General features: G+C 68.6%; 25 protein-coding genes. 9 read left to right on the forward strand and 16 right to left on the reverse strand.

Features of this window, described 5'->3' with window-relative positions:
• Positions 1 to 2: 2 nt before the first annotated feature.
• The 6 genes from OG817_RS11460 to OG817_RS11485 all read right to left on the reverse strand — a co-directional run bounded on the left by OG817_RS11460 (position 3) and on the right by OG817_RS11485 (position 5,211).
• Positions 3 to 845 carry an alpha/beta fold hydrolase gene (locus OG817_RS11460; protein ID WP_406053897.1) on the reverse strand — a complete coding sequence of 281 codons (843 nt, stop codon included), beginning with the start codon at positions 843 to 845 and terminating at the stop codon, positions 3 to 5.
• Between the two features lie 14 nt (positions 846 to 859).
• Positions 860 to 985, reverse strand: coding sequence for a hypothetical protein (locus tag OG817_RS11465; protein WP_406053899.1), 126 nt, complete (start codon positions 983 to 985; stop codon positions 860 to 862).
• A 237-nt stretch (positions 986 to 1,222) separates the two neighbouring features.
• Complete coding sequence (locus OG817_RS11470; RefSeq protein WP_406053901.1) at positions 1,223 to 1,687, reverse strand: winged helix-turn-helix transcriptional regulator; 465 nt, start codon at positions 1,685 to 1,687, stop codon at positions 1,223 to 1,225.
• Positions 1,684 to 2,928 carry an MFS transporter gene (locus OG817_RS11475; protein WP_406053903.1) on the reverse strand — a complete coding sequence of 415 codons (1,245 nt, stop codon included), beginning with the start codon at positions 2,926 to 2,928 and terminating at the stop codon, positions 1,684 to 1,686. The genes OG817_RS11470 and OG817_RS11475 overlap by 4 nt, the downstream gene beginning before the upstream one ends.
• Before the next feature lie 119 nt (positions 2,929 to 3,047).
• On the reverse strand, positions 3,048 to 3,641 hold the full coding sequence (locus OG817_RS11480) for a GNAT family N-acetyltransferase (protein WP_406053905.1): 594 nt from the start codon (positions 3,639 to 3,641) through the stop codon (positions 3,048 to 3,050).
• A gap of 19 nt (positions 3,642 to 3,660) precedes the next feature.
• Positions 3,661 to 5,211: a mucoidy inhibitor MuiA family protein gene (locus OG817_RS11485; RefSeq protein WP_406053907.1), complete on the reverse strand. Its 1,551-nt coding sequence runs from the start codon at positions 5,209 to 5,211 to the stop codon at positions 3,661 to 3,663.
• 107 nt (positions 5,212 to 5,318) lie between these two features.
• Between OG817_RS11485 and OG817_RS11490 the strand changes: the two genes are divergently transcribed.
• The 5 genes from OG817_RS11490 to OG817_RS11510 all read left to right on the forward strand — a co-directional run bounded on the left by OG817_RS11490 (position 5,319) and on the right by OG817_RS11510 (position 9,129).
• A complete protein-coding gene (locus tag OG817_RS11490; RefSeq protein ID WP_406053909.1) occupies positions 5,319 to 5,846 on the forward strand; it encodes an ArsR/SmtB family transcription factor in 528 nt (175 codons plus the stop codon).
• The gene (locus OG817_RS11495) at positions 5,843 to 7,096 is read left to right on the forward strand and encodes an MFS transporter (protein WP_406053911.1); all 1,254 of its coding nucleotides are present in this window, start codon (positions 5,843 to 5,845) and stop codon (positions 7,094 to 7,096) included. Before OG817_RS11490 ends, OG817_RS11495 begins: the two co-directional genes overlap by 4 nt.
• 29 nt (positions 7,097 to 7,125) lie before the next feature.
• A complete protein-coding gene (locus OG817_RS11500) occupies positions 7,126 to 7,425 on the forward strand; it encodes a hypothetical protein (protein WP_360447409.1) in 300 nt (99 codons plus the stop codon).
• A 94-nt stretch (positions 7,426 to 7,519) separates the two neighbouring features.
• Positions 7,520 to 8,488, forward strand: coding sequence for a ring-cleaving dioxygenase (locus OG817_RS11505; protein WP_406053913.1), 969 nt, complete (start codon positions 7,520 to 7,522; stop codon positions 8,486 to 8,488).
• Positions 8,485 to 9,129 carry an alpha/beta hydrolase gene (locus OG817_RS11510; RefSeq protein ID WP_406053915.1) on the forward strand — a complete coding sequence of 215 codons (645 nt, stop codon included), beginning with the start codon at positions 8,485 to 8,487 and terminating at the stop codon, positions 9,127 to 9,129. Before OG817_RS11505 ends, OG817_RS11510 begins: the two co-directional genes overlap by 4 nt.
• A gap of 48 nt (positions 9,130 to 9,177) precedes the next feature.
• On the opposite strand, the gene OG817_RS11515 is transcribed toward OG817_RS11510, so the two are convergent.
• Genes OG817_RS11515 through OG817_RS11525 form a run of 3 tightly spaced genes read right to left on the reverse strand, consistent with a single transcriptional unit; the run spans position 9,178 to position 10,720 of the window.
• On the reverse strand, positions 9,178 to 9,777 hold the full coding sequence (locus OG817_RS11515; RefSeq protein WP_406053917.1) for a response regulator: 600 nt from the start codon (positions 9,775 to 9,777) through the stop codon (positions 9,178 to 9,180).
• Positions 9,774 to 9,938: a hypothetical protein gene (locus tag OG817_RS11520; protein WP_406053919.1), complete on the reverse strand. Its 165-nt coding sequence runs from the start codon at positions 9,936 to 9,938 to the stop codon at positions 9,774 to 9,776. Before OG817_RS11520 ends, OG817_RS11515 begins: the two co-directional genes overlap by 4 nt.
• On the reverse strand, positions 9,935 to 10,720 hold the full coding sequence (locus tag OG817_RS11525) for a hypothetical protein (protein ID WP_406053921.1): 786 nt from the start codon (positions 10,718 to 10,720) through the stop codon (positions 9,935 to 9,937). Before OG817_RS11525 ends, OG817_RS11520 begins: the two co-directional genes overlap by 4 nt.
• A 30-nt stretch (positions 10,721 to 10,750) precedes the next feature.
• Between OG817_RS11525 and OG817_RS11530 the strand changes: the two genes are divergently transcribed.
• Complete coding sequence (locus tag OG817_RS11530) at positions 10,751 to 11,086, forward strand: type II CAAX prenyl endopeptidase Rce1 family protein (protein WP_406053923.1); 336 nt, start codon at positions 10,751 to 10,753, stop codon at positions 11,084 to 11,086.
• A 95-nt stretch (positions 11,087 to 11,181) separates the two neighbouring features.
• Here OG817_RS11530 and OG817_RS11535 read toward each other — a convergent pair whose 3' ends face one another.
• Both OG817_RS11535 and OG817_RS11540 read right to left on the reverse strand, forming a co-directional pair.
• On the reverse strand, positions 11,182 to 11,403 hold the full coding sequence (locus OG817_RS11535; RefSeq protein WP_406053925.1) for a hypothetical protein: 222 nt from the start codon (positions 11,401 to 11,403) through the stop codon (positions 11,182 to 11,184).
• A gap of 123 nt (positions 11,404 to 11,526) precedes the next feature.
• The gene (locus OG817_RS11540) at positions 11,527 to 12,519 is read right to left on the reverse strand and encodes a calcium-binding protein (RefSeq protein WP_406053927.1); all 993 of its coding nucleotides are present in this window, start codon (positions 12,517 to 12,519) and stop codon (positions 11,527 to 11,529) included.
• Between the two features lie 304 nt (positions 12,520 to 12,823).
• Between OG817_RS11540 and OG817_RS11545 the strand changes: the two genes are divergently transcribed.
• On the forward strand, positions 12,824 to 13,654 hold the full coding sequence (locus OG817_RS11545; RefSeq protein WP_406053929.1) for a serine/threonine-protein kinase: 831 nt from the start codon (positions 12,824 to 12,826) through the stop codon (positions 13,652 to 13,654).
• A 187-nt stretch (positions 13,655 to 13,841) separates the two neighbouring features.
• Entirely contained in the window at positions 13,842 to 14,567 is a 726-nt protein-coding gene (locus OG817_RS11550) for a hypothetical protein (protein WP_406053931.1), read from the forward strand.
• Between the two features lie 7 nt (positions 14,568 to 14,574).
• Here the strand turns inward: OG817_RS11550 and OG817_RS11555 are convergent, their stop codons facing one another.
• The 4 genes from OG817_RS11555 to OG817_RS11570 all read right to left on the reverse strand — a co-directional run bounded on the left by OG817_RS11555 (position 14,575) and on the right by OG817_RS11570 (position 19,632).
• Positions 14,575 to 16,173, reverse strand: coding sequence for a DHA2 family efflux MFS transporter permease subunit (locus tag OG817_RS11555; protein WP_406053933.1), 1,599 nt, complete (start codon positions 16,171 to 16,173; stop codon positions 14,575 to 14,577).
• Positions 16,174 to 16,395: 222 nt separating this feature from the next.
• Positions 16,396 to 16,551, reverse strand: coding sequence for a hypothetical protein (locus OG817_RS11560; protein ID WP_406053935.1), 156 nt, complete (start codon positions 16,549 to 16,551; stop codon positions 16,396 to 16,398).
• Positions 16,552 to 16,686: 135 nt separating this feature from the next.
• Positions 16,687 to 18,684: an NAD-dependent DNA ligase LigA gene (gene ligA / locus OG817_RS11565; protein WP_406053937.1), complete on the reverse strand. Its 1,998-nt coding sequence runs from the start codon at positions 18,682 to 18,684 to the stop codon at positions 16,687 to 16,689.
• A gap of 39 nt (positions 18,685 to 18,723) precedes the next feature.
• Positions 18,724 to 19,632: an NADP-dependent oxidoreductase gene (locus OG817_RS11570; protein WP_406053939.1), complete on the reverse strand. Its 909-nt coding sequence runs from the start codon at positions 19,630 to 19,632 to the stop codon at positions 18,724 to 18,726.
• A gap of 176 nt (positions 19,633 to 19,808) precedes the next feature.
• Here OG817_RS11570 and OG817_RS11575 point away from each other — a divergent pair, with 176 nt between their 5' ends.
• Positions 19,809 to 20,393 carry a hypothetical protein gene (locus OG817_RS11575; RefSeq protein WP_406053941.1) on the forward strand — a complete coding sequence of 195 codons (585 nt, stop codon included), beginning with the start codon at positions 19,809 to 19,811 and terminating at the stop codon, positions 20,391 to 20,393.
• Here the strand turns inward: OG817_RS11575 and OG817_RS11580 are convergent.
• Positions 20,387 to 22,078, reverse strand: coding sequence for a SulP family inorganic anion transporter (locus OG817_RS11580; protein ID WP_406053943.1), 1,692 nt, complete (start codon positions 22,076 to 22,078; stop codon positions 20,387 to 20,389). The two genes, OG817_RS11575 and OG817_RS11580, sit on opposite strands and share 7 nt — an antisense overlap.
• Positions 22,079 to 22,085 lie beyond the last annotated feature (7 nt).

The raw sequence follows: 22,085 nt of genomic DNA on the forward strand, positions 1-22,085 counted from the left end.
TCTCAGATGGGATCGGGGCGTCCGTGGATCACGCGCACACCGGCAGGCAGCCGTGCGTCGCGGGCGAGCAGCGCGCCGTCCAGCCAGGCCTCGATCACCTCCGCCAGTTCCTCGGGATGGTTGAAGTTCACCGCGTGCGCCGCCCGTTCGACGAGCACGACCGCCAGGTGCTGGGAAGCGAGCCGGCCCACCTCGTGGACGCGGGACGGAGGCGGCATCAGCGGGTCCCGGCCACCGAGGACGGCCAACGTCGGGACGGGGGTGTGCAGCAACCGCTCCAGGGACGGGTACAGGGTCAGCTCGTGGAACAGGCGCAGACCGTTGACCGGTCCGAACCTCAGGTAGTCCGGCAGCGCGATCGACGCCATCCTTGGGCTCTCGCGCATCACGTCCAGCGCCAGCTGGCGGAGCGCGCGGGGAAGCGGCCGGTTCTGAATGCCCCCTGCGGGGGAGACCAGCACAAGTCGGTGGACGCGCTCAGGTGCCTCGTGCGCCACCTCGAGGCCGATCGGACAGCCCATCGAGTTCCCGACCAGCACTGCCCGTTCGATGTTCAGCGCGTCGAGGATCGCCAGCAGGGCACCGGCCAGCGCGGGAACGTCCAGCACCTGGTCGCGTCTCTCGCTGCGGCCGTAGCCCGGCAGGTCGGGCACCACGTTGACCCATCGGCCGGCCAGGAGGCGAGCCGTGGGCATGAGATAAGAACCGGAGATTGCGAAGCCGTGGATGTGTACGACGGGCACGCCACTCCCGCCGACGCTGCGCCGGTAGTACACCGACCTGCCATCGACCTGCACCTGCTCGGCTACCCAACCGTGGTCGGCACCCATGGCGAATTTTCTCACACCCCAGACCGGGGTCAGAGCTGTCGGCGCATGAGGACATACGCGTCGCCGATCAGCTTCTCCGCGGTGAAGCCTTCTCGTTCGAACATGGAGATGGTTCCAGCGGTGGAGAGGTTGCCGAAGGCCCGCGTGCTGCTCAACGGCATTCGACGCGGCGCAGTAGCCCTCTACTGCAGGCCTGCCGCCGGTTAGAAGGGCAGCGTCCGGCCTGACGGCGTGCGCAGGTCGAGCTGCTGCGTGTCCCTGCGAGGTCGTACCGGCCTCCGGCGGATCCGAATCTGGCGCATGGCTAGCTCCTCTCAATTGATCAGAGCAACATTCACGCCCAAAAGTTCACATCTGCGCCGGAAGTTCCCAGATCGACACCTGGGAGGCTGTCAGCGCCAGTTGGTTCGGTCGGCGGGGCCTTTGGGGACTGGTTCGAAGGTGACGTCTTCAGTTGGTACGGCGTTGCCGTTCGGGTCGGTGAAGGCAACGTTCACCAGGTCGCTGGAACGTTGGTCCCGGCGTAGGACGGTGGGGCCGGCCTTGCGGGGGACGTGGGCGTCGCCCCATTGCTGGAGGGCTGCGAGGACCAGCTTGAGGTCCTCGCCGGCCGGGGTCAGGTGATAGGACGAACGGGTCCGCTCGCCGTCGGCGCGGTATTCGTGCTTCTCCAGCAGGCCGGACTCGACCATCGCGGCCAACCGGTTCGCGAGGATGTTCGGGGCGATGCCGAGGTAGTCGCGGAAGTCGGCGAACCGAGTCGTACCGAGGTGCGCCTCGCGCAGGATGAGGAAGGTCCAGCGATCGCTGACCAGGTCGAGCGTCCGTGCGATCGAGCAGTTCGGCTGGCTAGTCATCGGGCCTCCTTCGCCGGACCGCGGCTGCGCGCCGCGAGCAGGGCGGCGGCCAGGATCACCAGCAATGCCAGCGTACCGATGACGGTCACGCCGAGCAGTAGCGCCGCACTCAACCCTGAGGCGGTCGCCACGAGACCGAGGGTCAGCGCGATCGCCCCTTGCAGGAGGTAGGCGACCAGGTAGACCGCCGCGACGGTGCCGCCGCGGTGGTGGGTGGGCGCGTGGGTGGCGATCAGCCCGAGTCCACCGGAGAAGAGCAGCCCGTACGCCGTACCTCCGACGACCGTTGTGGCGACGAAGAACGGCAGGGAGTGCTCGGTCGACGCCAGCTCGAGCAGACCGAGATCGACAAGAGTGAGAACGGCGCCGACCGGCACCAGCCGGCTAGCGGGGAACCGGCGGCCGGCGATCGCCGTTGCGCCGGTCGCGGCGGAGAAGATCGCCAGCAGCAGGCCGATGACGAAGATGTTGCCGGTGCCAACCAGATCACGGATGATCTCGGCACCGAGCGCCAGGAACACCGAGCCGAACGCGTAGGCCGTGGTGACTGCGAGAGCCGCCGCCAGGTACAGCACTCGGATGCCTTTGGCAACGATGATCGGGCGCGGCCGCCACCGGGCCTGGTTCTCGTCCTTGGTGTGCCGAGGCATCCGCCAGACCGCGACGAACACCATCGCGATCACTGCTAGCAGCACCCAAAAGTCCAGGTGCAGGGGTGCCGGCGCGTATTCGATCAGCCCGCCGCCGACGGTCGTCGCCAGGGCCAGTCCGACCGCGGTCGCTGCCGTCGTGATGGACGAGGCCCGGCTCGCCTTTCCGCGGGCGCTCAACTCGACCGCGGCAGCGGTGGCCGGAGTCAGCGCCAGACCCACACCGGCCCCCATCAAGGCGCGACCGGCGTACACCCAGCCGACCGACGGGGCGACGGCGAAGAGGAGTACGCCGGCCAGCAACGCGCCGACGCCGTACAGCATCGTCTCCCGGCGCCCGATGTAGTCAGAGACTTGGCCGAAGATCAGCAGGAACGCGACGAGTACGACCGGATACACCGCGAAGATCGCGGTGGTCGCGGTGGGAGTGAGGTGCCAGGTCGAGGCGTAGAGGGGGTACGTCGTGGTCGGCGCGGCGCTCGTCCACAGGCTGATGGCCGCGACCGCTGCCGCGACCCAGAAACTGGCTCGGCGGCTGAGGGTGCGGCGGGTAGGTGCGGAGGTGGTCGCGGGAAGATCGACGGCGGTCATGCAGACGTCCTTCGGCAGGTAGCTGAGTTGCGCATCGAAACCCAAAACACCTGAGTTGCTCACAACAATCCAGCTCCTGGTTATGACCTCCGTCACATCCGCACGGCGGGGTCCTCCGATCAGGCTGGGGCGACTGTGCGGGTGACGACCCAGCGGTGGGGGGAGATCGGTCGCGTGCGCGTGAATCCGTGGTTCTCGAACGCGGCCATCGGCCCGGTATGCAGGAAGGATCCCGACACCTTCCGGTCGTCGGTCTCCTCGGGGTAGCCCTCGACGGTGCCGCCGCCGAGGCGGGCGATCTCGGCCAGCGCCCCGCCGAGCGCCGCGCCGGCGACTCCGCGACCGCGTAGACCCTTGCCGGTGAAGAAGCAGGTGATACGCCACTCTGGCAGGGCCGTCAGGCCCTTCTCGTACAGCCGTCGGCTCTTGACCTCCGGCAACTCGTCGGGGGAGCCGAACTGGCACCAGCCGAGGCACTGGTCGTCGGCGAACACCAGCGCCGCGTGGGTGCGGCCCTCGCGAACGCGCTGCTCCTTCTCGTCGCGATTCTGCGCCGCGGTCCGATCCTTGCCCAGCTTGGCGTGGAAGCCCACACACCAGCAGCCGCCCCAGACGCCGTTGTTCGCCTCGACCAGCCGCGCAAACGCCGGCCAGGTATCCACGTCCAAGGGCCGAACCGACAGCTCAACATCCGCCACCTTCGACTTGCCCACGAGTCCTCCGTTCCACTGACTATTCGCGCCATCCGGTGAGTTCGACCGACTTCCCGGTGTCGACCCGGAAGCCGAGCTTGATCTTGGTCTCCTCACCGGCGGCCAGGTCGAGCTTCCACGTGATGACGCCCAGGTCGGTGGTCTCGGCCGGCTCCGGTTCGGTGGTGGTCGGTTTGACGGTGATCTCGTGGTCGCGCGCTACCGGCAACTGGTCGAGCACCGTGAGGCGGGCGGCGCGTGGCGTGTGGTTCTCGATCCGGGTTTCGTATTCGACCTCGCGCCGGCGCGTCGATCCCAGCGTCGCCTTGGTCGCAGTACGGCGTACCAGCTTCCGCTCGACGCGGATCCGGTCGTCAAGGCCAAGTGCGAGCTCGACATCCTCGCCGGGGGCCCACATCGGCAGCGCGGCCGAGCCCACGAAGTCCGCCTCGTGGAAGACGGCGGCCCTCCCGGCGGGCAGCGTGTGCGTGGACGAGTTCACGACCGTGGCCCGCAGATGGACGTCGGCTGACCGGACGGGCGTCGTGATGTAGTCCAACTCCGCCTCGAGGCCGATCGAGGCGATGGTCGCGCGGTGGGAGGCGCCGTCCGCGGGTACGGCGACCGGCCGGGGCGGGGTGTACGCCGCGGCAGTCACGCCCTGCTCGACGGCCGCCTGCTGCTCGACGAAGGCAGGCGCCTCGGCTGACTGGAGCTGCTCGGTGAACGAGGCCCGAGTGGGCACGCGACTCGCTGCGAGGGCGGTCGGTACCGGCGGGTGGAAGCGATCGAGGTACCAGGGGTCGAGCTCAGGCACCTTCACGGCACTCGCCGGCCGGGCTGTCGACAGCGTGAGGTCGCACTCGGGCCAGTCCTCGCCGGTGTGCTGGGTGATCAGGCCGTACCAGCTCAGCGTGATCTGATCGCCCACGAGCCGGATGTCGTAGGAGCTGGTCCAGCCGGCGAGCGGCACGACGTACGAGAGCTCGATCTCCACCTCGGCCTCGGCGTCCAGGGCCAGCGCGACGGCAGCGGAGCGGCGGTCGGGAGTGCGTTGTTGTGCGACCGCGGCAAGCCGTCGGTCGGCGGCGGCGACGCGTTCCTCGGCTTCGCGCCGCTGCGTGGCGAGCTCCCTGCGCGTCGACCGTACGGCGGTCAGCCGGGCGGCGAGCGACTCGGTGAACCCGCCCAGCTCGGCGACTGTCCCGCCGGAAGCGAGCGTCTTCGCGAAGCTGCCGCCGGCTCGACGCGCCAGCTGTGCCAGGAACCTGTCGAGCTGGGCCTGGACGTCATCGGCGTCGCTCAATTCCGAAACCGCGCTCTGAGCCTCGCGGCGTTGCCGCTCCAGCTCGGCCACAGCCTCGTCCGGCGCCTGCGGATGGTGGCGCATCGCCAGGTCGACGCCGAGCACGGTGGCCGCTCCGTGGCCGGAGACCCTCACCGAGTCCTCCTGCAACGCGAGCGGCAGCGGCTCGACGTACACCGTCTGATCGCCCGCCGGCACACCGATCTTGCCGCGCCGAGTGACCCGAGCCCGGTCCGGATAGACAGAGACTGCAGTGATCGGAGCATGCACCACGAGTTCAGCCATGACCCGACAGTAGCCGCCCGCTGCGACAGTGAAGACTGCCCAATAAGTGTTTGACGGTTCGGCGGGTCCTGAGGCATTGTGCTCCCCAAGGGTTGTTGGGGAGTGAGATGACTGAGGACGATGTCAAGGAGCTGCGGGCGGTGGCTCATCCGGTCCGGCTGCGGATTCTGTCGTTGCTGACCGGTGCGGCGATGAGTGCTGCCGAGGTGGCCCGGGAGCTTGACCTGACGCATGCGAACGCGTCGTACCATCTGCGGATCCTGCTCGAGTCGGGCACGATCGTGGAGGCGGGGGAGGAGCGGATCCGCGGTGGGGTCGCGAAGCGGTACCGCTATCCCCACGAGGACCCAGGAGAGCCTCGGTCTCCGATCACCACGGAGAGCCGGATCGCCCAGGTGCGCGCGCTGGGTCGCGAGTTGGAGCGACGGATGAGCCAGCGCAAGCCGAAGTCGCCGAACCATCTCAGCGACCTCGACGGATGGGTGCCGCCTGAGGTCTGGGCGCGGGTGCGCGAACTGCTGATGGAGGCGTCCGGATTGATGCACGACCACAACCAGCCGCCGCGGACACCAGGCACGGTGCATGTCAGCGCCACGTCCTGGACGTTCCAGATGACCAAGAAGCCGCGGTCATGAAGGAAGGCTCGGCGCTCGCCCCGCTGCGCGAGCGGAACTTCCGGTATTACTGGCTGTCCCGGCTCATCGACAGAGCCGGGACGACGATGGCCGGCGTCGCGCTCGCGTTCGCGGTGCTCGAGGTCAGCGATTCGCCGACGGCTCTCGGCACGGTCCTGGCCGCCTACAGCATCCCGATGGTCGTCTTCCTGCTGGCCGGCGGCGTACTGGCGGACCGGTTCGGCCGGACCTTGGTGATTCAGCTGAGCAACGTCCTGTCCGGGCTCAGCCAGTTGGCAACGGCCGCGTTGGTGATCACCGGCACCGCCGAGGTCTGGCAGTTGGCGGCGCTCGCCGCGCTCAACGGCACCGCCACGGCGGCGGGGATGCCGGCCTTGGCAGGCGTGATGCCTCAGCTCGTCCCGCGCGATCAACTCAAGCCGGCGAACCTCGTACTCGCGGTGCCCGAGAACGCACTGATGGTGCTCGGCCCGGCCGTGAGTGGGGTGCTCGTAGCCGTCGTCGGACCGGGATGGGCGCTGGCCGTCGACGGCGCGACGTACCTGCTCGCGATGCTTGTCCTCACCCAGGTCCGCATCCCTCGCCCGGCCGACGGGCAGCAGCGCGGGGGCGCCATCGCCGACCTACGCGAGGGGTGGACGTACTTCCGCAGTACCACCTGGCTCTGGGTCGTCGTCGCCTCGTTCTCCTTGCTCAACGCGATCAGCAGCGGCGGGTTCAACACCCTCGGCCCGGTGCTCGCCACCGAAACCGATATCGGCGAGGCCGGCTGGGGGCTGATCCGGTCGGCCCAGGCGGTCGGCTTCCTGGTGTGCTCGCTGGTCCTGATCCGCATCTCCTTCCGCAGGCCGCTGCTGTGGGGGATGGCCGCGGTGGCTCTGAACGGGATCCCGATGCTGGTCCTCGGTCTGCAGCCCGTGCTGGTGGCCGTGATGATCGGCGCCTTCCTGGCCGGCCTCGGCAGCCAGGTCTTCGGTCTGGGCTGGGACCTCGCCATGCAGGAGCACGTGCCGGACGAGATGCTCTCGCGCGCCTACTCCTACGACATGCTCGGCTCGTTCGTGGCGATCCCGGTCGGCCAGTTGCTGTTCGGTCCGATCGGACTGGCCTTCGGCGTCCAGCGCATCATGGTGATCGCCGGCGTGGCGTACGTCGTGGTCGCCCTGGCGACACTGGCGTCACGGTCGGTGCGCGACCTGCCACGAGCGACGACGGCGGTGAGTGCAACGTCACGTCCGCAAGATAGTTAGTGCACTAACCATTCGCGTACACTTGAGCCATGGCGACCAGGCGCACCAGGAGCCGCAGAGCTCCGATGAACATCGAGACGGTCCAGCGATGGGTCGCCTCGGCCATCCTCTTCCACGTCGGCAGCGTTCCCGCCGTCACGCTCGCCGTCTACAGCATCGGCGTGGCGGACACCGACTACGGCAAGGGTGTCGGTTTGTGGATCATGTCCGGCGTCATCGGCCTCCTCACCGCCGCCGGCATCCTGGCGATCTTCCGGCGCTCGCTGCTGTCGCTGTGGCTCATCGTCGGCCTCCTCCCGACTGCTGTCACCGGCTTCTACGTGCTGTGAACCGTCGGCCCGTAGTGGTGAGCGACATCCAGTCGTAGTGTCGAGGAGGGGCGGCCGACGTCGTCCCGGGTCTGCGGACTGGGAGGGCACAGCAATGGTTGACTCGGTCGCACCGCACGGGCTGCACCACGTCACCGCGATCGCGGAGGATCCACAGCGCAACGTCGACTTCTACACGACGGTGCTGGGCCTCCGCCTGGTCAAGCGGACGGTCAACTTCGACGCCCCGGACACCTATCACCTGTACTACGGCGACTCCTCGGGCCGGCCGTCGACGCTCCTGACGTTCTTCCCGTGGCCGGGAGCGCCGTACGGCAGGCAGGGCACCGGCCTCACCACGGCGACCGCGTTCAGCGTCCCGCCGGAGTCGCTCGGCTGGTGGCAGCAGCGGATGCAGAGCCTCGGCGTCGACGCGGACGCGCCGGTCGCCCGCTCCGACGAGGAGGTACTGCGGCTCCGCGATCCCGACGGCCTCGTGATCGAGTTGGTCGCCTCCGACGGTGACACCCGGTCCGGCTGGGACGGCGTCGCCGCGATCCCCTTCGACAACGCCGTTCGCGGCCTCTTCTCGGTCACCATGACGGAGCAGTTGCTCGACCCGACCGCCGAGATGCTCGCGGGCATGCTGGGGATGCGGCACGGTCAGGACTCCGCCGACGGCGCCAGGTTCGTGATGTCCGGGGGAGCCGCGGGTACGGCGGTCGACGTACAGCCGAGCACGTCCTCGCGCGGTGTGCAGGCGGCCGGAACGGTTCACCACATCGCGTTCCGGGCGCCTGATGGCGAGACCCAGGCGAAGTGGCGCCTCGAGCTGATCGAGGCCGGCGTACAGGTCACCGAGATCCTCGACCGGCAGTACTTCACCTCGATCTACTTCCGTGAACCGGGCGGCGTCCTGCTGGAGATCGCGACCGACCAGCCGGGCTTCACCGTCGACGAACCGCTGCTGGAACTCGGTCAGCATCTCAAGCTCCCGCCCTGGCTCGAACCGAACCGCGAGCAGATCCAGGCCTCGTTGCCATCGCTGCGCGTACCGCCGGCCCCGGACGAGGTCGACCGATGACCGAGGACCTGCTCCAGCGGCCGCACGTCTGGCAACCGGGTACGTCCGCGCCGCCGCTGCTGTTGCTGCACGGCACCGGCGGAGACGAGTACGACCTGCTCGTACTGCGGCAGTACCTGGCGCCCGACGCACCCGTGCTGTCGCCGCGGGGAACGGTGTCGGAGGAGGGGATGGCTCGGTTCTTCCGCAGACATCGGGAGGGCGTCTTCGACGAGGACGATCTGCGACTGCGCGCCGACGAGCTTGCCGCTTTCCTCACGGCTGCCGAGCAGAAGTACGACGTACCCGCCGGGTCCTGGGTCGCGGTCGGCTTCTCCAACGGGGCCAACATGGCATCCGCGCTCCTCCTACGTCACCCTGAGTCCCTTGCCGGCGCGGTACTGCTGGCCGCGATGGTCCCGTTCGCCGCCGACGAGCCTGCGGACGACGCCCTCGCGGGCAAACGAGTCCTCATCGTCAACGGCGACACCGACCCCATGGCCACCGCCGAACAAACCACCCGGCTGACCGCCCAGCTCCGCCGCCGATCGGCCGACGTGGACCTCCTGCCCTTCGCCGGCGGCCACACCATCGATCCGGCCCAACTGCCCCGCGTCAAACAGTTCGTCGACACCTTCACCCCGAGGCCCGACTCGCCTTGAGGAAGGCGAGCACCGCCAGAACGCGGCGGTTCGTCTCGCTTTCCTCGGTCAGACCGAGCTTCTGGAAGACCGATCCGATGTGCTTGCGACCGCACGGTCGCTCAGGTACAGCACGTTGGCGATGGCGGCGTTGCTGCGTCCCGTCGCCATCTGCTGCAGGACCGAACGCTCCCGATCGGTCAGACCGAGCAGGGGCGTACCCGCATCGGTCAGCTTGCGGGAGATCAGCTCCTCGATCACCAGGGGGTCGAGGGCGGAGCCGCCTCGGGCGACCTCCTGGAGCGCGCGAACCAACTCGTCGACCTGAGCGACCCGCTCCTTGAGCAGATAGCCGAGTCCGGCCACACCGTCCTCCAGCAACTCCAGGGCGTACTCGTCCTCGATGTACTGCGACAGCACGACGACGCCGATCTCCGGGAAGTCCGCGCGGATCCGCTTCGCGGCGTGGATGCCTTCGACAGTGTGCGTCGGTGGCATCCTGATGTCGGTCAGTACGGCGTCGGGCCGATGCTCGGCGACCGCCTGCAGCAGCGAGTCGCCGTCGATGGCCAGACCGACCAGGTCGATGTCATCCGCACCGGCGAGCAGCGCGGACACGCCTTCTCGCATGAGGTAGTTGTCATCGGCGAAGACGACCCGCAAGGTCATGTCGGCTGCTCTCTGCCCTCAACGGGGATGCTCGCGCGCAGGATGACCGCCGACCCCGAGGAATCGACGACCGCGGTTCCACCGCAGGCCAGCACCCGGTCGACCTCGGGCTGATCCCACTGCGAGGCGCTGCCGTCGGTGGCGGTGACCGCTCGCGTCAACCGTTGACGTTGGGATTCCTGTGCAGCCAGTAGCCGCCGCCAGGATGCGTCGAGCTCCTCGGCCTGGACGCCGGTCTGATCCACCCGGGCCTGTAACCGGGCCGCGAGAGCCCCAGGCCCGCTTGGGTGGCGAGGTCGGTGAGCAGCGTGCGATCTGCCCTCGACAGTTGCCGACCGGCTGGCATACTCACACTGATCTCGCCGAGTTGCCGTGCGTTGTGCCAGACCGGCTCCGAATACGCGATCCGCGACAGGCCTGCTGGGCCGGGCCATTGCGCGACGATGTCGTCGGTCCCGGCCACCGCCAGGCGTACTGCGGTGTGCTCGGCGCCGACGCTGCGCCCGGCCACCTCGGCCACGCCCGGCATGATCTGATCCAGTGACACCGCCCGGGACAGGTGGCGGCAGACATCGGCCAGAGCCTGGTACGGCGCGGCGCGACGTCCGTACGCCACGCGGTTGCCGACGCGCTGCATCCCGCTCCGCAGAGGCTGGAAGACCAACGCCACGAGGGCGGTTGCGATCACCGATACCGGGTACTGTTCCGAGACCTGGCCACCGATCACTGCGCCGAGCAACGCGACGGCCGAGACATAGGCGGCGGTCACGAAGATCAGGACCACGGCCGCGACCACCGCACGGTTGATGACCAGATCGATGTCGTAGAGCCGATACTTCAGGATCGCGAGGCCCGCGGCGACCGGCACGCTGGCGTAGGCGACGAAGAGCGGTACGACGCTCCACACCTGCGATTCGTGCTGCCCAGGCTCCAGAGTCGCCAAAGCGCCCTGCGTGCGAGCCTCCTGATCGGCGTGGTGTGGGGGCCCTGGCACCTCCCGCTGTGGCTGACCGGGCAGGAGTCTCATCCGATCAGCCTTTTCGCCGCCTTCGTCGTGTCCGTGATCTGCATGTCCGTGCTGTGCACGTGGATGTACAACGGCACCGGTGGAAGCCTGCTGATCGTCGTACTGTTCCACGCCACGGCCAACCTGCCGGTGACGATCATGATCGCGCCGCTCGGCAAGGACATGGCGCCGTCGTTCCTGACCTTCGTCGGCCTGATGGTCGTCGCGGCCACGGTCGTGGTCATCGCGACGGGTGCCGCGCAGCTGTCCCGTACGCGGCAGAAGCAGGTCGAGCTGCCATGACCGGGCTCGGCGTCCGCCCCCGGCGGGAACCGTCGGTCTGCTCGCCCTCGCTGCAGCTAGCTATCGTTGGACGCGCCAACGGCAGGAGGCCGAGGTCACGCAGCACTCTGTCCGCTGACTCGTGGTGGCGGTTGGGTTCGCTGGACGGATGCCTTGAGGTCGGCCAGTTGGACGCAGGCGGCGGTGATGGCGTCTTGCAGGGTGGGCCATTGGTCGACGCACCAGTAGGGGTCGTCGGGCTGACGGTCGTGGTCGTCGTCGATGTCGGCGCACCAGCCGCCGGTGAAGGCCTGGTGGATGTGGATTCTGAGGTTCATGGTGGTGACTCCATGCGGGCTTCATCGGGATTCCGCCATCGTTCGTAGCGATCCGGGCGTCGGATGGTCGTGTCGTTGCGGGGCGGCCGGCGTCCGCCGTACGGCGGACGCCGGGTCGTGCGATCAGAGGATGCTGAGCCCGATGGTGCCGGGCGCGAGCCGCCGGGTGTTCACGTCGTCACGGCCGGCCAGCGTGTCGATCGTCAACTGGTCCGTCGGTTCCGCGTCCTTCAGCCGTACGTCGGCCTTCAGCCCGGACACCCGCACGTCCCCGCCGGAGCCGGAGACCCGGATGTGGTCCCTTCCGGCAGTGCCCGTGACGGTCACAGCGTCGACCGCCGAGTCGCCGCCGCTGGCGTTGAGCTGCGCACCGAGGTCGACATCGACGTTCTTGACATCGGTACCGCGCAGATCGCCGACGGTGACCGTGTCGGCGCCACCGAGCGCGTTCAGTGAGACCCGCTCGACGTTGTCGGTGTCCATCACGATGTTGCCCAAGTCCCGGGTGAACCGCAGTCGCGGACCGTTGGCGGCGGCAACGAACTTCTCCGCCGCGGCCGCACCGTTGAACACCATGGTGTCCTGGTCGCGGCCGCCCTGGATCACGTCGCTGCCGTCTCCCGGATCCCAGGTGAACGTATCGCGGCCACTGCCGAGCAGGGCTGTGTCGGTGCCACGGTTGCCGTCGACGGTGTCGTTGCCGGCGCCGGTGCGGAACAGTTCGTTGCCGCTGCCCCCGAAGGCGGAGTCGTTGCCGTCGCCGGTGTCGATGATCGTGAACGGCTGTACCTCGGCGCCGTAGTCGATCCGTACGACGTCGTTGCCGCCCCGGCTGCTGACGAGGATCTGGGTGAAGTCGCTGCGGTTGACCGTGCGCTTCGTCGTACCAGGACCGAAGTCGACCTCGACAACCGACGTGTTGGCCGCCGGCACGCTCAGCGTGATGTTGTCCGCGTGGTTCGTTCCGGTGACGATCAGCTGGCCGGTGTCGATGACGACGCCGCTCGACGGAGTCGCGGATGCCGTGCCTGCCAGACTCACGGCGATGCCGGTGCTGATGGCCGCGGCAGCTGCCGCGCTCAGACCTCGCCGGAGCCGCCTTGTCACACTACTCATGATCTTGTCCCTCCCAATGGGTACGGCGGTCTCGAGTCGACGCGCCGTGCTGTCTACGGGGGGCTACACGCGTGCCGTGGCCGGTCGGTTCAAACGAAGTCCGGCGTATTTCCGGGGATCCGCCGAGGTGGTTGCCGGAGGCATCCAATGCCACTCAGGGTGTGGTGAGTGGAGATCCGGGGTTCGATCCGGGGTCATCCACCATGTGCCGCGCACGTTTGACGAGGACGATCAAAGCAGCATCGAACCGATATGGCTCGGCGTCCGTATAGGGAGCACGGAACACCGGCAGAGGGAGGCGATCATGACAACAGTTGCGGTGGAGTCAGCACCGACGGTCGTCGGCTCGGATCGCCTCGTGACTGGTCGATACCGCCTGATGACGTTGCTCGGCCGCGGCGGTATGGGCAGGGTCTGGCTGGCCGATGACGAGTTGCTCGGCCGGCGCGTCGCGATCAAGCAGGTGGTGCTTCCCGGCCACCAGTCCGGGCAGGTTCGCGCCAGTGCGCTGGCCGAGGCGCGTGCGGTGGCACGAGTGGAGCACCACAATGTGGTCAAGGTGTACGACGTCATCGAGGACGCCGGCGATCACTGGATCGTCATGGAACCGCTGTCAGGGCGAACCATGGCCGACGCGCTGGCGTCGGACGGGCCGCTACCGGTTGCCGACGTACGGCGGATCGCGCTGCACCTGGTCGACGCACTAGGGGCCGTCCATCAGGCCGGTCTGGTGCACTCCGACGTCAAGCCGGCGAACGTCCAGCTGTGTGACGATGGACGGGTTGTCCTGATGGACTTCGGCATCGCAACCGCGGTCGACGACGAGCAGACGCTGTCGAGCGAGGCCATGGCCGGCAGCCCGGCGTACATGTCACCGGAGCGAGCTCGCGGCGACGCGGCCAGCCCGGCATCCGACCTGTTCTCGCTGGGCGCGACACTGTTCGCGGCGGTCGAGGGGAAGTCCCCCTTCGGCGCCGGCGACCCGTTCAGCACCCTGGTAGCGGTCGTCGAAGCCCGGCCGGCCGCCTTCGTGAACGCCGGCCCGCTGCGGCCGATCATCGAAGCCCTGCTGGCCAAAGACCCCACCGATCGCCTGACTGTCGCGCAAACCACCAGCGCTCTGCACACCAGCTGAAGTCCTGCGCGGGTGCGGCGCGATGGTGTGGGTGCGATCCTGAGCCGGTGACAGCTGGGATGACTGCCGGTGCGTGGGCCGATCAGCAGGTGGCCGCAGTTCGTGACGATCCGTCCGGCCGGCTTGCGCTGATGCAGCGGTGTTACTACGGCCCGTTCGGCAAGGCGCCTCGTCATCTTCCGTGGCGATGTCCGCGATGCAGTGGGAGCTGCAGCGCGGCGTACTGCAGCCGTTGTTCGGTGACCGTCCTGGTAGTCCGTGGTGGCGGGCGGTGAATGAGCGCGTACTGCGGGACGGTTGTGAAGCTGTGGCCCTGAGCGGAGATCTGTCCGGGGCCGCCTCGTCACGGACGGTTGACTACTGGCTGTCGTTCGCGCAGTACCCGACCGCTCGGGCGTGGTGGCGGGCGCACAACGGAAGCATCGTGGCCGGCTACCTCGAGCATCGTGAGTTGGCGGAGGCGGAGACTGCCGCCGAGCGCTTCTTCATGAACGTCGTACTGTGCCGGGTGCTGTACACGCACACGCTCGTTGCGGCCCCTCGGATCGCGCTCGGCTGGCTGCGTCCGCTCGCCCCGCTGCTGGGCGATCCGAGGCTCGGCATGGCCGGGATCTTTCTTCAGCTGTCGCGCGTCCTGCCGGACGAGTATCCGCTTCGCGACAGTGTGCAGTCCTATCTCAAGGGCGAGCTCGGGCTCGGCCGGTTGCTGGACTTCGGCGTGATCCTGCCGCGGCTGCAGCAGATCTACGAGTGGTCGGCGTACGAACTCGCGGCTCCGGGACTGCTGGACTGCATCGAAGCCGGCGCCCTGACCTACGCCTGGTCAGCAGCCGACCGAAGGGTCTGGCAGGCCCCGGAGTCGTCGATTCTCCGTCTGACCCAGCGCCTGCTGCCGCCCGAACGTCGTCGCTAGCCCGCGGTCAGTCGACCACCGCGGGAGGCGCGCCTTCGTCGACGGGGCGGGAGGCCGCGCGTTTGCGGGGGAGCATCAGGGCCGGTATCAAGGTCAGGGTCACCAGCACCCAGGCGACCCAGAAGGTGTTGGCGAAGGCCTCGGCGGCCTCGACCAGTCCGCGGACGATGGCGGCGGGGTCGATGTGGAGCGGGATCAGGCTCTTCGGCTGGGTGTTGAAGAGGATGGCGGCCTGGGTCTCCTTGAGTCCTGCGCCCAGCCCGGGGACGTTCTGCGTACCGGGGATGATCGGCGAGTCGTTGAGCTGGTTGGTGAGGATGACCGACATCGTCGCGACCCCGCAGGACGAGGCGATCTGCTGGGTGATGTTGAGCAGGGTCGAGCCGCGCGCGACCTGGGGACCGCGCAGCGTCCGCAGCGCGGTGGTGAACAGCGGCATCATCGTGCCGCCCATCCCGAAGCCCATCACGACCAGCATGACGATGATCAAGGGGTACGGCGTCGTCGCCGTGAGCTGGGTCAGTCCGAACATGCCGATGACGATCAGCCCGAGACCGACGGGCACGATCCGGCCGACCGGGATCTTGTCCACCAGCCGCCCGGCGATCGGCATCGTCACCATGGCACCGAGTCCCTGCGGTGCTACCAGGAGACCCGCATGCAGCGTGGACTCGCCGCGAATCTCCTGGAAGTACGTCGGCACCAGGAGCAGCCCGCCGAAGAACGCCGCGGCGAACAGGAACATCGTGATGATCGAGACGGTGAGGTTGCGGTCGCGGAACAGCCGCAGGTCCAGCAGCGGGTGCTCCGGCCGGAAGGAGTGCCAGACGAAGGCCGCCATCAACAGCACGCCGACCAGGATCGAGACCCACACCCGGGGCGCGGTGAAGTCGCCACCCTCAGCCGGCAGCGAGGAGATACCGAAGAGGAACAGGGCGAGCCCCGGCGACATGAGGGCCACGCCGAGGACGTCGAGCGACTCGGACGGCTCAGCGTGGTCCTTGGCCAGGGCGAACCAGGCGTAGACCAGCGCGATCGCGCCGAGCGGGACGTTGATCAGGAAGATCCAGTGCCAGCTCGCCACCTGGATCAGCCAGCCGCCCAGGATCGGTCCCAGGATCGGTCCGAGCAGCATGGGTACGCCGAGGATGGCCATCAGCCGGCCCATCCGGTGCGGTCCCGCGGCCTGGGTCATGATCGTCATGCCGAGCGGCATCAGCATGCCGCCGCCCAGTCCCTGCAGGACGCGGAAGGCGATGAGCATGTCGATGCTCGTGGCCGTGGCACACAGCGCGGATCCGGCGGTGAAGAGGAAGATCGCGGCCATGTAGAGCCGCTTGGTGCCGAACCGGTTGGCCGCCCATCCGGTCAGCGGGATCACGGTCGCGAGCGCGAGCGTGTACGCCGTGACCGTCCAGGCCACGTGCGCGTAGGTGACCGGATCCTCGGGTGTGCCGAACTCGAGCTGGAAGGTCGGCAGTGCGACGTTGACCACCGTGATGTCGAGGATCGACATGATGGCGCCCAGCACCACGACGCCGGCGATCTTCAGAACAGCGGCATCAATGTGGTCCGGGTAGTCGGACTGGGTCGCTGGCTGGCTCAACGTGATCCCCCCTGGGCACAAGGTCTGCTTGCCGCGAGCCTACGCGCGAACCGAGGCCGGACACGAGCAAATTCCTGATCACGCCGGACGATCTCCGAGCGTCAGGCGGCGACTACGGACAGTCGTAGGACACGGTCAGGCGGCTGTCTGAGCGGCGTGCTCGGACTGCGGTCAGAACACGCCAGCTCGCCAGCGAGCGCTCCTGCGCGGCATTCAGCAGGCTCAGCACATCCGCCAGTACGCCGCCGCCGGACGCAGGAGGGTCCGCACCGCGACGGCCACGACGTGCAGCGCCATGATCGCCGCACAGGTCGGCAACAGCACCCGGCCGACCGCGGGCCGGGCGTCCTCCCGGGCGACCACTGGAGCAATGATCACGTCATGGGCTTCGATCTTTGCATGGTGGTCCGCACGCTCTTCCGTCTCTGCCGATGGTCATCGGAAGCTAGCAACGGAAATGCGCGCCAAACCTTAAGCGAGCATGAGAGTCCTCTCACCTATGCCCAGCTGGGCTCAGCGGTTGAGGAGGTCGGCGGCCTCGAGTTGTTGCCAGATCTCGGATTGGTCGACGACGGTGACACCGAGTTTTTCGGCCTTGGTGAGTTTGGCGGCGCCGACGTCGGCGCCGGTGATGAGGAAGTCGGTGCTGGCCGAGACCGAGGAGGCGATGGTGGCGCCGGCCTTCTCGCAGAGTCGCTGGAAGGCCGGGCGTGCGACCTTCTCGCCGGAGCGGGGGTCGCTGATCGAGCCGGTGACGACCACTGTCTTGCCGGCCAGCGGTGCGCCGGCCGCGACGACCGGTGGGAGGTCCTCGTCGCGTACGTCGAGCGAGACGCCGGCCGCGCGAAGCCGTTCGAGCTCAGGCCGTAGCCGGGTGAGGTGTTCGATCAGAGAGGCGGCGACCTTCGGACCGATGTCGTCGACGGCGACGAGGCCGTCGACGCCTGCGTCGGCAACCTCCTCCAGGGAAGCGAAGCCCGCGCGGCACAGCCTGGCCGCGGTGCCTTCGGAGGCCATCGGAATCGCGAGGCCGATCATCGCCCGGCGGAGGCCGACCTGGCGGCTCGTGTCGATCGACTCGATCATGCGAGCGGCCGAGATGTCCCCGATGCGATCGAACTCCAGCAGCCTTTCAGCGGTCAGCTGGTAGAAGTCCGACGGGTGTTCGAGGATCCCGGCCTCGGCCAGTCGTTCGATCCAGACCCCGCCGATGGCGTCGATGTCGGCGGCCGCGCGGGACGCCCAGTGGATCAACCGCCGTACGGTCTGGGCTGGGCAGGAGACGTTGGTGCAGAACAGCTCGCGGCTGTTGCCCTGCTCGATCAGGGGCTGCTCGCACGACGGGCACACGGCCGGCGGCACGATCTCCCTCTCCGCGCCGGTGCGCTTGGACGCGTCGAGTACGCCGGCCACGAACGGGATCACGTCGCCGGCACGGCGTACCAGGACCGTGTCACCGATCTTGATGCCGCGGGCGCGGATCACTTCCTGGTTGGCCAGCGTCGCGCGGGTGACCGTCGTACCGCCGACGAAGACGGGCTCCAGCCAGGCGACTGGCGCGATCTTGCCGGTCTTGCCGACGTCCCAGACCACGTCGGCCAGCACGGTGGTCTTCTCCTCGGCGGCGAACTTGTACGCCAGAGCGCCGCGTGGCGAGCTGGAACGGGTGCCGGCCGCGGCGAAGGCGTCCCGATCGGCCAACCGCAGTACGGCGCCGTCCAGGTCATAGTCCAGTTCGTTGCGTTGTTGCTCGATCGTGGCGATCACGGCCTGCGCCGCCGCGGCGTCGTCGCAGTGGCGCATGTCGGCGACGGTGAATCCCATCGTCTGCAGCGCGCGCTCGAGATCGGCGTCGGCGGAGTCGCGGTCGCCGAGCAGGTCGAAGGCCAGGAACTGCAGCCGTCGTTCGGCGACGGTGGCCGGGTCCTTGGCGCGGAGTGTGCCGGCGGCGGCGCCTCGTGGGTTGATCAGAGGCTTGTCGGGGTGGGCGGCGTTGTAGGCGGCGAAGGTGGAGCGCAACATGACCGCCTCGCCGCGGACCTCGGTGCGGTCCTGTACGTCGAGCCGGTCCGGGACTCCGTCCGCGAGTGCCCGCACGAGCGGGGTCACGTCGTCGCCGGTCGTCCCGTCGCCGCGCGTGATCGCTCGTGCCAGGCGCCCGTTCTCGTAGACGAGGGCGAGTGACAGGCCGTCCAGCTTCGGCATGACCACCACCGACTGGCCGGGGAAGCGACTGAAGAAGGCCTCGACCTGCTCGGGCCGGGTCGCCTTCTCCAGGGACAGCATCGGCCGCGAGTGCCGGATCGGGGCGTGCAGAACCGCGGGCGCACCCACCTGGTCCAACGGGTTGGGGTCGGGCGCCAGCTCCGGGTTGGCGTCGATCAGTGTCCGCAGCTCGTCCTCGATCGCGTCGTACTCCGCGTCGGCCACCGACGGCGAACCGCGGTAGTAGGTGTCCCGCAGTACGACGATCTGATCGGCAAGTTCCTGAATGCGCTCCCCAACGTCCACGGGCAGGACACTACCGGCGCGTCCCGACAAAGGGCCGTATCAGTCCGTGGTCACCTGGATGATCGTTCTGCCGCGTTCGGTGAAGGCGGCAGGAGCGTCGGCCAGAGGACGGACGGTGCTGACGAGGGGGACGAGCCGGCCTTCGTGGAGGCGGGTCGCCAGTTGGGCGAGCTGTTCGCGGTGGGGCTCGACCACGAAGAAGACGGCCCGGCCGTCGTGCGGGTGGAGAGTGGGTGGATCGGCGATGGTGACGAGGGTGCCGCCGGGGCGCAGCAGCGCGGTGGAGCGGTCGCGGATGTCGCCGCCGATGACGTCCAGTACGACGTCGACCGCCCCGGCGTCCTCGAGGCGCTCGCCATCGAGGTCGAGGAAGGAGTGGACGCCCAGATCGGAGGCCATGGCCTGGTCGGAGGCTCGGCCGGTGCCGATGACGTGGGCTCCCGCATCGCGGGCCAGTTGTGCGGCGACGGAGCCGACGGCGCCACCGACTCCGTGAATGAGGACGATCTGGCCTGCTTTCAGCTGGGCGTGGTCGAATAGCGCCTGCCAGGCCGTCAGGCCGGAGATCGGCAGAGCGGCTGCGGTGACGTGGTCGACGTTCGCCGGGAGCGGGGCCAGATTGCGGGCCTCGACGGCGGTGAACTCCGCGAGGGTGCCGTTGCGGCTCCAGTCGGTCAGTCCGAACACCCGCTGGCCGACCGTCAGCCCGGTGGTGCCGTAGCCGAGCTCGGCGACGACCCCCGACAGCTCGTGACCCGGGACCGTTGGCGTGCGGTCGTGGCCGGCGCGGTCGGTCCACGTCCCTGGCCAGTCCAGCTCGCCACGGGTGAAGCCGGCTGCATGCACTTGCACGATGACGTCGTTCTCCGAAGCGTGCGGATAGGGGAGATCGGTCAGGGTCAATCCGCCGACGCCGGCCGCGCGGTCCCGGGCTGTGATGGCACGCATGAAGATCCTTGCGCTAGTGGTTGTGATGGTTCGACATCGACCGTACGCGCTTGCGGCCCGCCACCGGTGGGCCATTTGACGGCGTAGGTGATGGGCCGCTTCCGCGGTGGATGGCCCATGACCGTGCAGCCGGATTGGACCAGTGGTGCGGGCCTTTCGCGCCGTACCGTCGAAGCATGATCATTCCTGGTACGGCCGCGTCGTCAGCGGCTCTGGAGGTCGCCTCCGCGTATCTGTCACCCGCCCTGCTGAGCCATTCGCACCGCGTTTACGTGTGGGCGGCCGCGTACGGCACGCAGCAGGGCATCCAGTACGACGCCGAGTTGTTGTTCACGGCTGCGATGTTCCACGACATCAGCCTGGTGGCGGAGTTCGACAGCCATACCGTCTCCTTCGAGGAGGCCAGCGGCCACGTCGCCCGGGTGTTCGCCGCGGGCGCCGGCTGGCCGAGCGAGCGCCGCGAACGCCTCGGTGAAGTCATCGTCCGGCACATGTGGCCCGACGTCGACGCGGCCGACGACCCCGAAGGTCACCTGTTGTCGCGCGCCGCAGCAGTGGACATCGTCGGAAAGAACATCGACGACTTCACTCCCGCCTTCCGAGCCGAAGTACTCCAGCAACATCCCCGCCTCGACCTCACCGCCGAGTTCCTCACCTGCTTCCAGTCCCAGGCCGACCGAAAGCCCACCAGTTCCGCCGCCCGTGCAATCCAGTCCGGCCTCACCAGCAGAATCGCCGGGAACCCCCTCGACGCTCACTGATCAGGGGTGTCGGTGCGATGGCCTACTGCCCAGGTTTCTGCTTCGCGTAAGGCCTTTTCGGTTGATTCCCCGACCAGTTCGCTGGCCTCGACGACGGTGACTGGACCGGAGACATCCACTCGGTCGGTACGGCGTAGCAGCTCGGCCAGGCCGTGGTCGACGCCGCTGAGGTACAGGCGGCCGCCTACCGCGTGCAGGGCGGCGGCGTAGTCGGCCAGGACCTTGACGAAGGTCGCGCCGACGGAGGTCCGGCCACGGAGCCGGAGTACGACGGCGGGCGCTTCGGCGCCGGCCGGATCGGGCAACCGGGCGCCGAGGGTGCGGGAACCCGCGTAGAGCAGGCTGCCGTAGACGTCGAGCACGATCGTCTGATGGCTCGACAGCTGTTTGGGAGCCGGGTGCTCGATCCACCGGCCGTCGCCGGCGGGTTTCAGTTCGACGACCTTGAGATCCATCGCCTCCTGGTTGAGTTGCAGCAGCAGCGACAGCGTGACGCCGAGCCCGACGGCGGCGGCGATCGGAAGGAACAAGGTCGCCAGGAACGTCGAGACGATCGCGATCTGTGAGGTCGGGCCGGTGCGCATGATCGTCTTCAGCTCACCCAGCCTGAGCGAGCCGACGGCCGCGAAGATGAGTACGGCGGCCAGGGTCGGCATGGCGACAACTCCGACCACCCCGGAGAAGGCCGCGAGGATCACCAGCATCCACAGTCCTGAACAGATCGCGGCCCACCGGGTGCGGCCGCCGACTGCCTGGTTCAGAGCGGTCTGGCCGACCGAACCGCCGACCGGTTGGCCGCGGAAGAGGCCGGCCGCGAGGTTGCCCACGCCCTGGGCGATGAAGTCCTGGTTCGGGTTCGAGACGGTTCCGTCGCGGTTGGGTGCGGCCTCGGCGACCCCGCTGCCCTGGACGAGGACGATGGCCGCGACGGCCAGCGCACCCGTCACCAGGGAGAACGACAGCAGGCTCAGGTCCGGCACGTGCGGCAAGGGAATACCTGGCGGAATCTCCCCGACGTCCTCCACCCGTGTCACCGAATCGGCCCCGGCGATGATCACCACCGCGGTCGGGACGACCAGCGCGACCAGTGCACCCACCGGAGCCAGGCGGGTCCGGGACAGGCCGGCAAGGATGCCCAGCGCTGCCAGCCCCGCCAGCAGGGAGGGGATGTTGATCCGGGACGGATGGGTGATGACGTCGACCGCTTTGGCGAGCGGGAATCCTCCACTGGCCGGCGCCCCGGTCAGGGCGGAGATCTGGCCGCAGAAGATGTTGACCGAGATCCCGGTCAGGAAGCCGATCATGACCGAGTGCGACACGAACCGCGTGTAACGCCCGAGCTTTGCGATGCCGGCCAGGATCATCGCCACACCCGCGATCAGCGTCAGCAGGATCAGGGCGTCCGGCCGGTTCGCGGGATCCACACCCGACAGTGCCGACCCGGCCGCCAACGCGGCCGCCGTGGTCGTGGTGATCACCATCAGCCGGGTGCTCGATGACAGCCCTCCCGCGATCGGACCGGCGAAACACGCATACAGGCCATGGATCGGGTTGACGCCGACGAGTACCGCGGCTGCCATCCCGTCCGGCACGTTGCTGATCGCGCCCGGCAGACCGGCGACCACATCGGCGCGCACGTTCGGCCGCTCCGACCGGAGCCAACGGCGTACGGGATGTGCGCCCACGTCAGGT

The organism is Kribbella sp. NBC_00889 (genome assembly GCF_045207705.1).
Lineage (GTDB): Bacteria > Actinomycetota > Actinomycetes > Propionibacteriales > Kribbellaceae > Kribbella.

Excerpts from the sequence above, each read along its gene's own strand:
- OG817_RS11470 (WP_406053901.1), bottom strand. The coding sequence starts at position 1,687 with ATGACTAGCCAGCCGAACTGCTCGATCGCACGGACGCTCGACCTGGTC.
- OG817_RS11475 (WP_406053903.1), bottom strand. The coding sequence starts at position 2,928 with ATGACCGCCGTCGATCTTCCCGCGACCACCTCCGCACCTACCCGCCGC.
- OG817_RS11485 (WP_406053907.1), bottom strand. The coding sequence starts at position 5,211 with ATGGCTGAACTCGTGGTGCATGCTCCGATCACTGCAGTCTCTGTCTAT.
- OG817_RS11490 (WP_406053909.1), top strand. The coding sequence starts at position 5,319 with ATGACTGAGGACGATGTCAAGGAGCTGCGGGCGGTGGCTCATCCGGTC.
- OG817_RS11495 (WP_406053911.1), top strand. The coding sequence starts at position 5,843 with ATGAAGGAAGGCTCGGCGCTCGCCCCGCTGCGCGAGCGGAACTTCCGG.
- OG817_RS11500 (WP_360447409.1), top strand. The coding sequence starts at position 7,126 with ATGGCGACCAGGCGCACCAGGAGCCGCAGAGCTCCGATGAACATCGAG.
- OG817_RS11505 (WP_406053913.1), top strand. The coding sequence starts at position 7,520 with ATGGTTGACTCGGTCGCACCGCACGGGCTGCACCACGTCACCGCGATC.
- OG817_RS11510 (WP_406053915.1), top strand. The coding sequence starts at position 8,485 with ATGACCGAGGACCTGCTCCAGCGGCCGCACGTCTGGCAACCGGGTACG.
- OG817_RS11515 (WP_406053917.1), bottom strand. The coding sequence starts at position 9,777 with ATGACCTTGCGGGTCGTCTTCGCCGATGACAACTACCTCATGCGAGAA.
- OG817_RS11535 (WP_406053925.1), bottom strand. The coding sequence starts at position 11,403 with ATGAACCTCAGAATCCACATCCACCAGGCCTTCACCGGCGGCTGGTGC.
- OG817_RS11540 (WP_406053927.1), bottom strand. The coding sequence starts at position 12,519 with ATGAGTAGTGTGACAAGGCGGCTCCGGCGAGGTCTGAGCGCGGCAGCT.
- OG817_RS11545 (WP_406053929.1), top strand. The coding sequence starts at position 12,824 with ATGACAACAGTTGCGGTGGAGTCAGCACCGACGGTCGTCGGCTCGGAT.
- OG817_RS11550 (WP_406053931.1), top strand. The coding sequence starts at position 13,842 with ATGTCCGCGATGCAGTGGGAGCTGCAGCGCGGCGTACTGCAGCCGTTG.
- OG817_RS11570 (WP_406053939.1), bottom strand. The coding sequence starts at position 19,632 with ATGCGTGCCATCACAGCCCGGGACCGCGCGGCCGGCGTCGGCGGATTG.
- OG817_RS11575 (WP_406053941.1), top strand. The coding sequence starts at position 19,809 with ATGATCATTCCTGGTACGGCCGCGTCGTCAGCGGCTCTGGAGGTCGCC.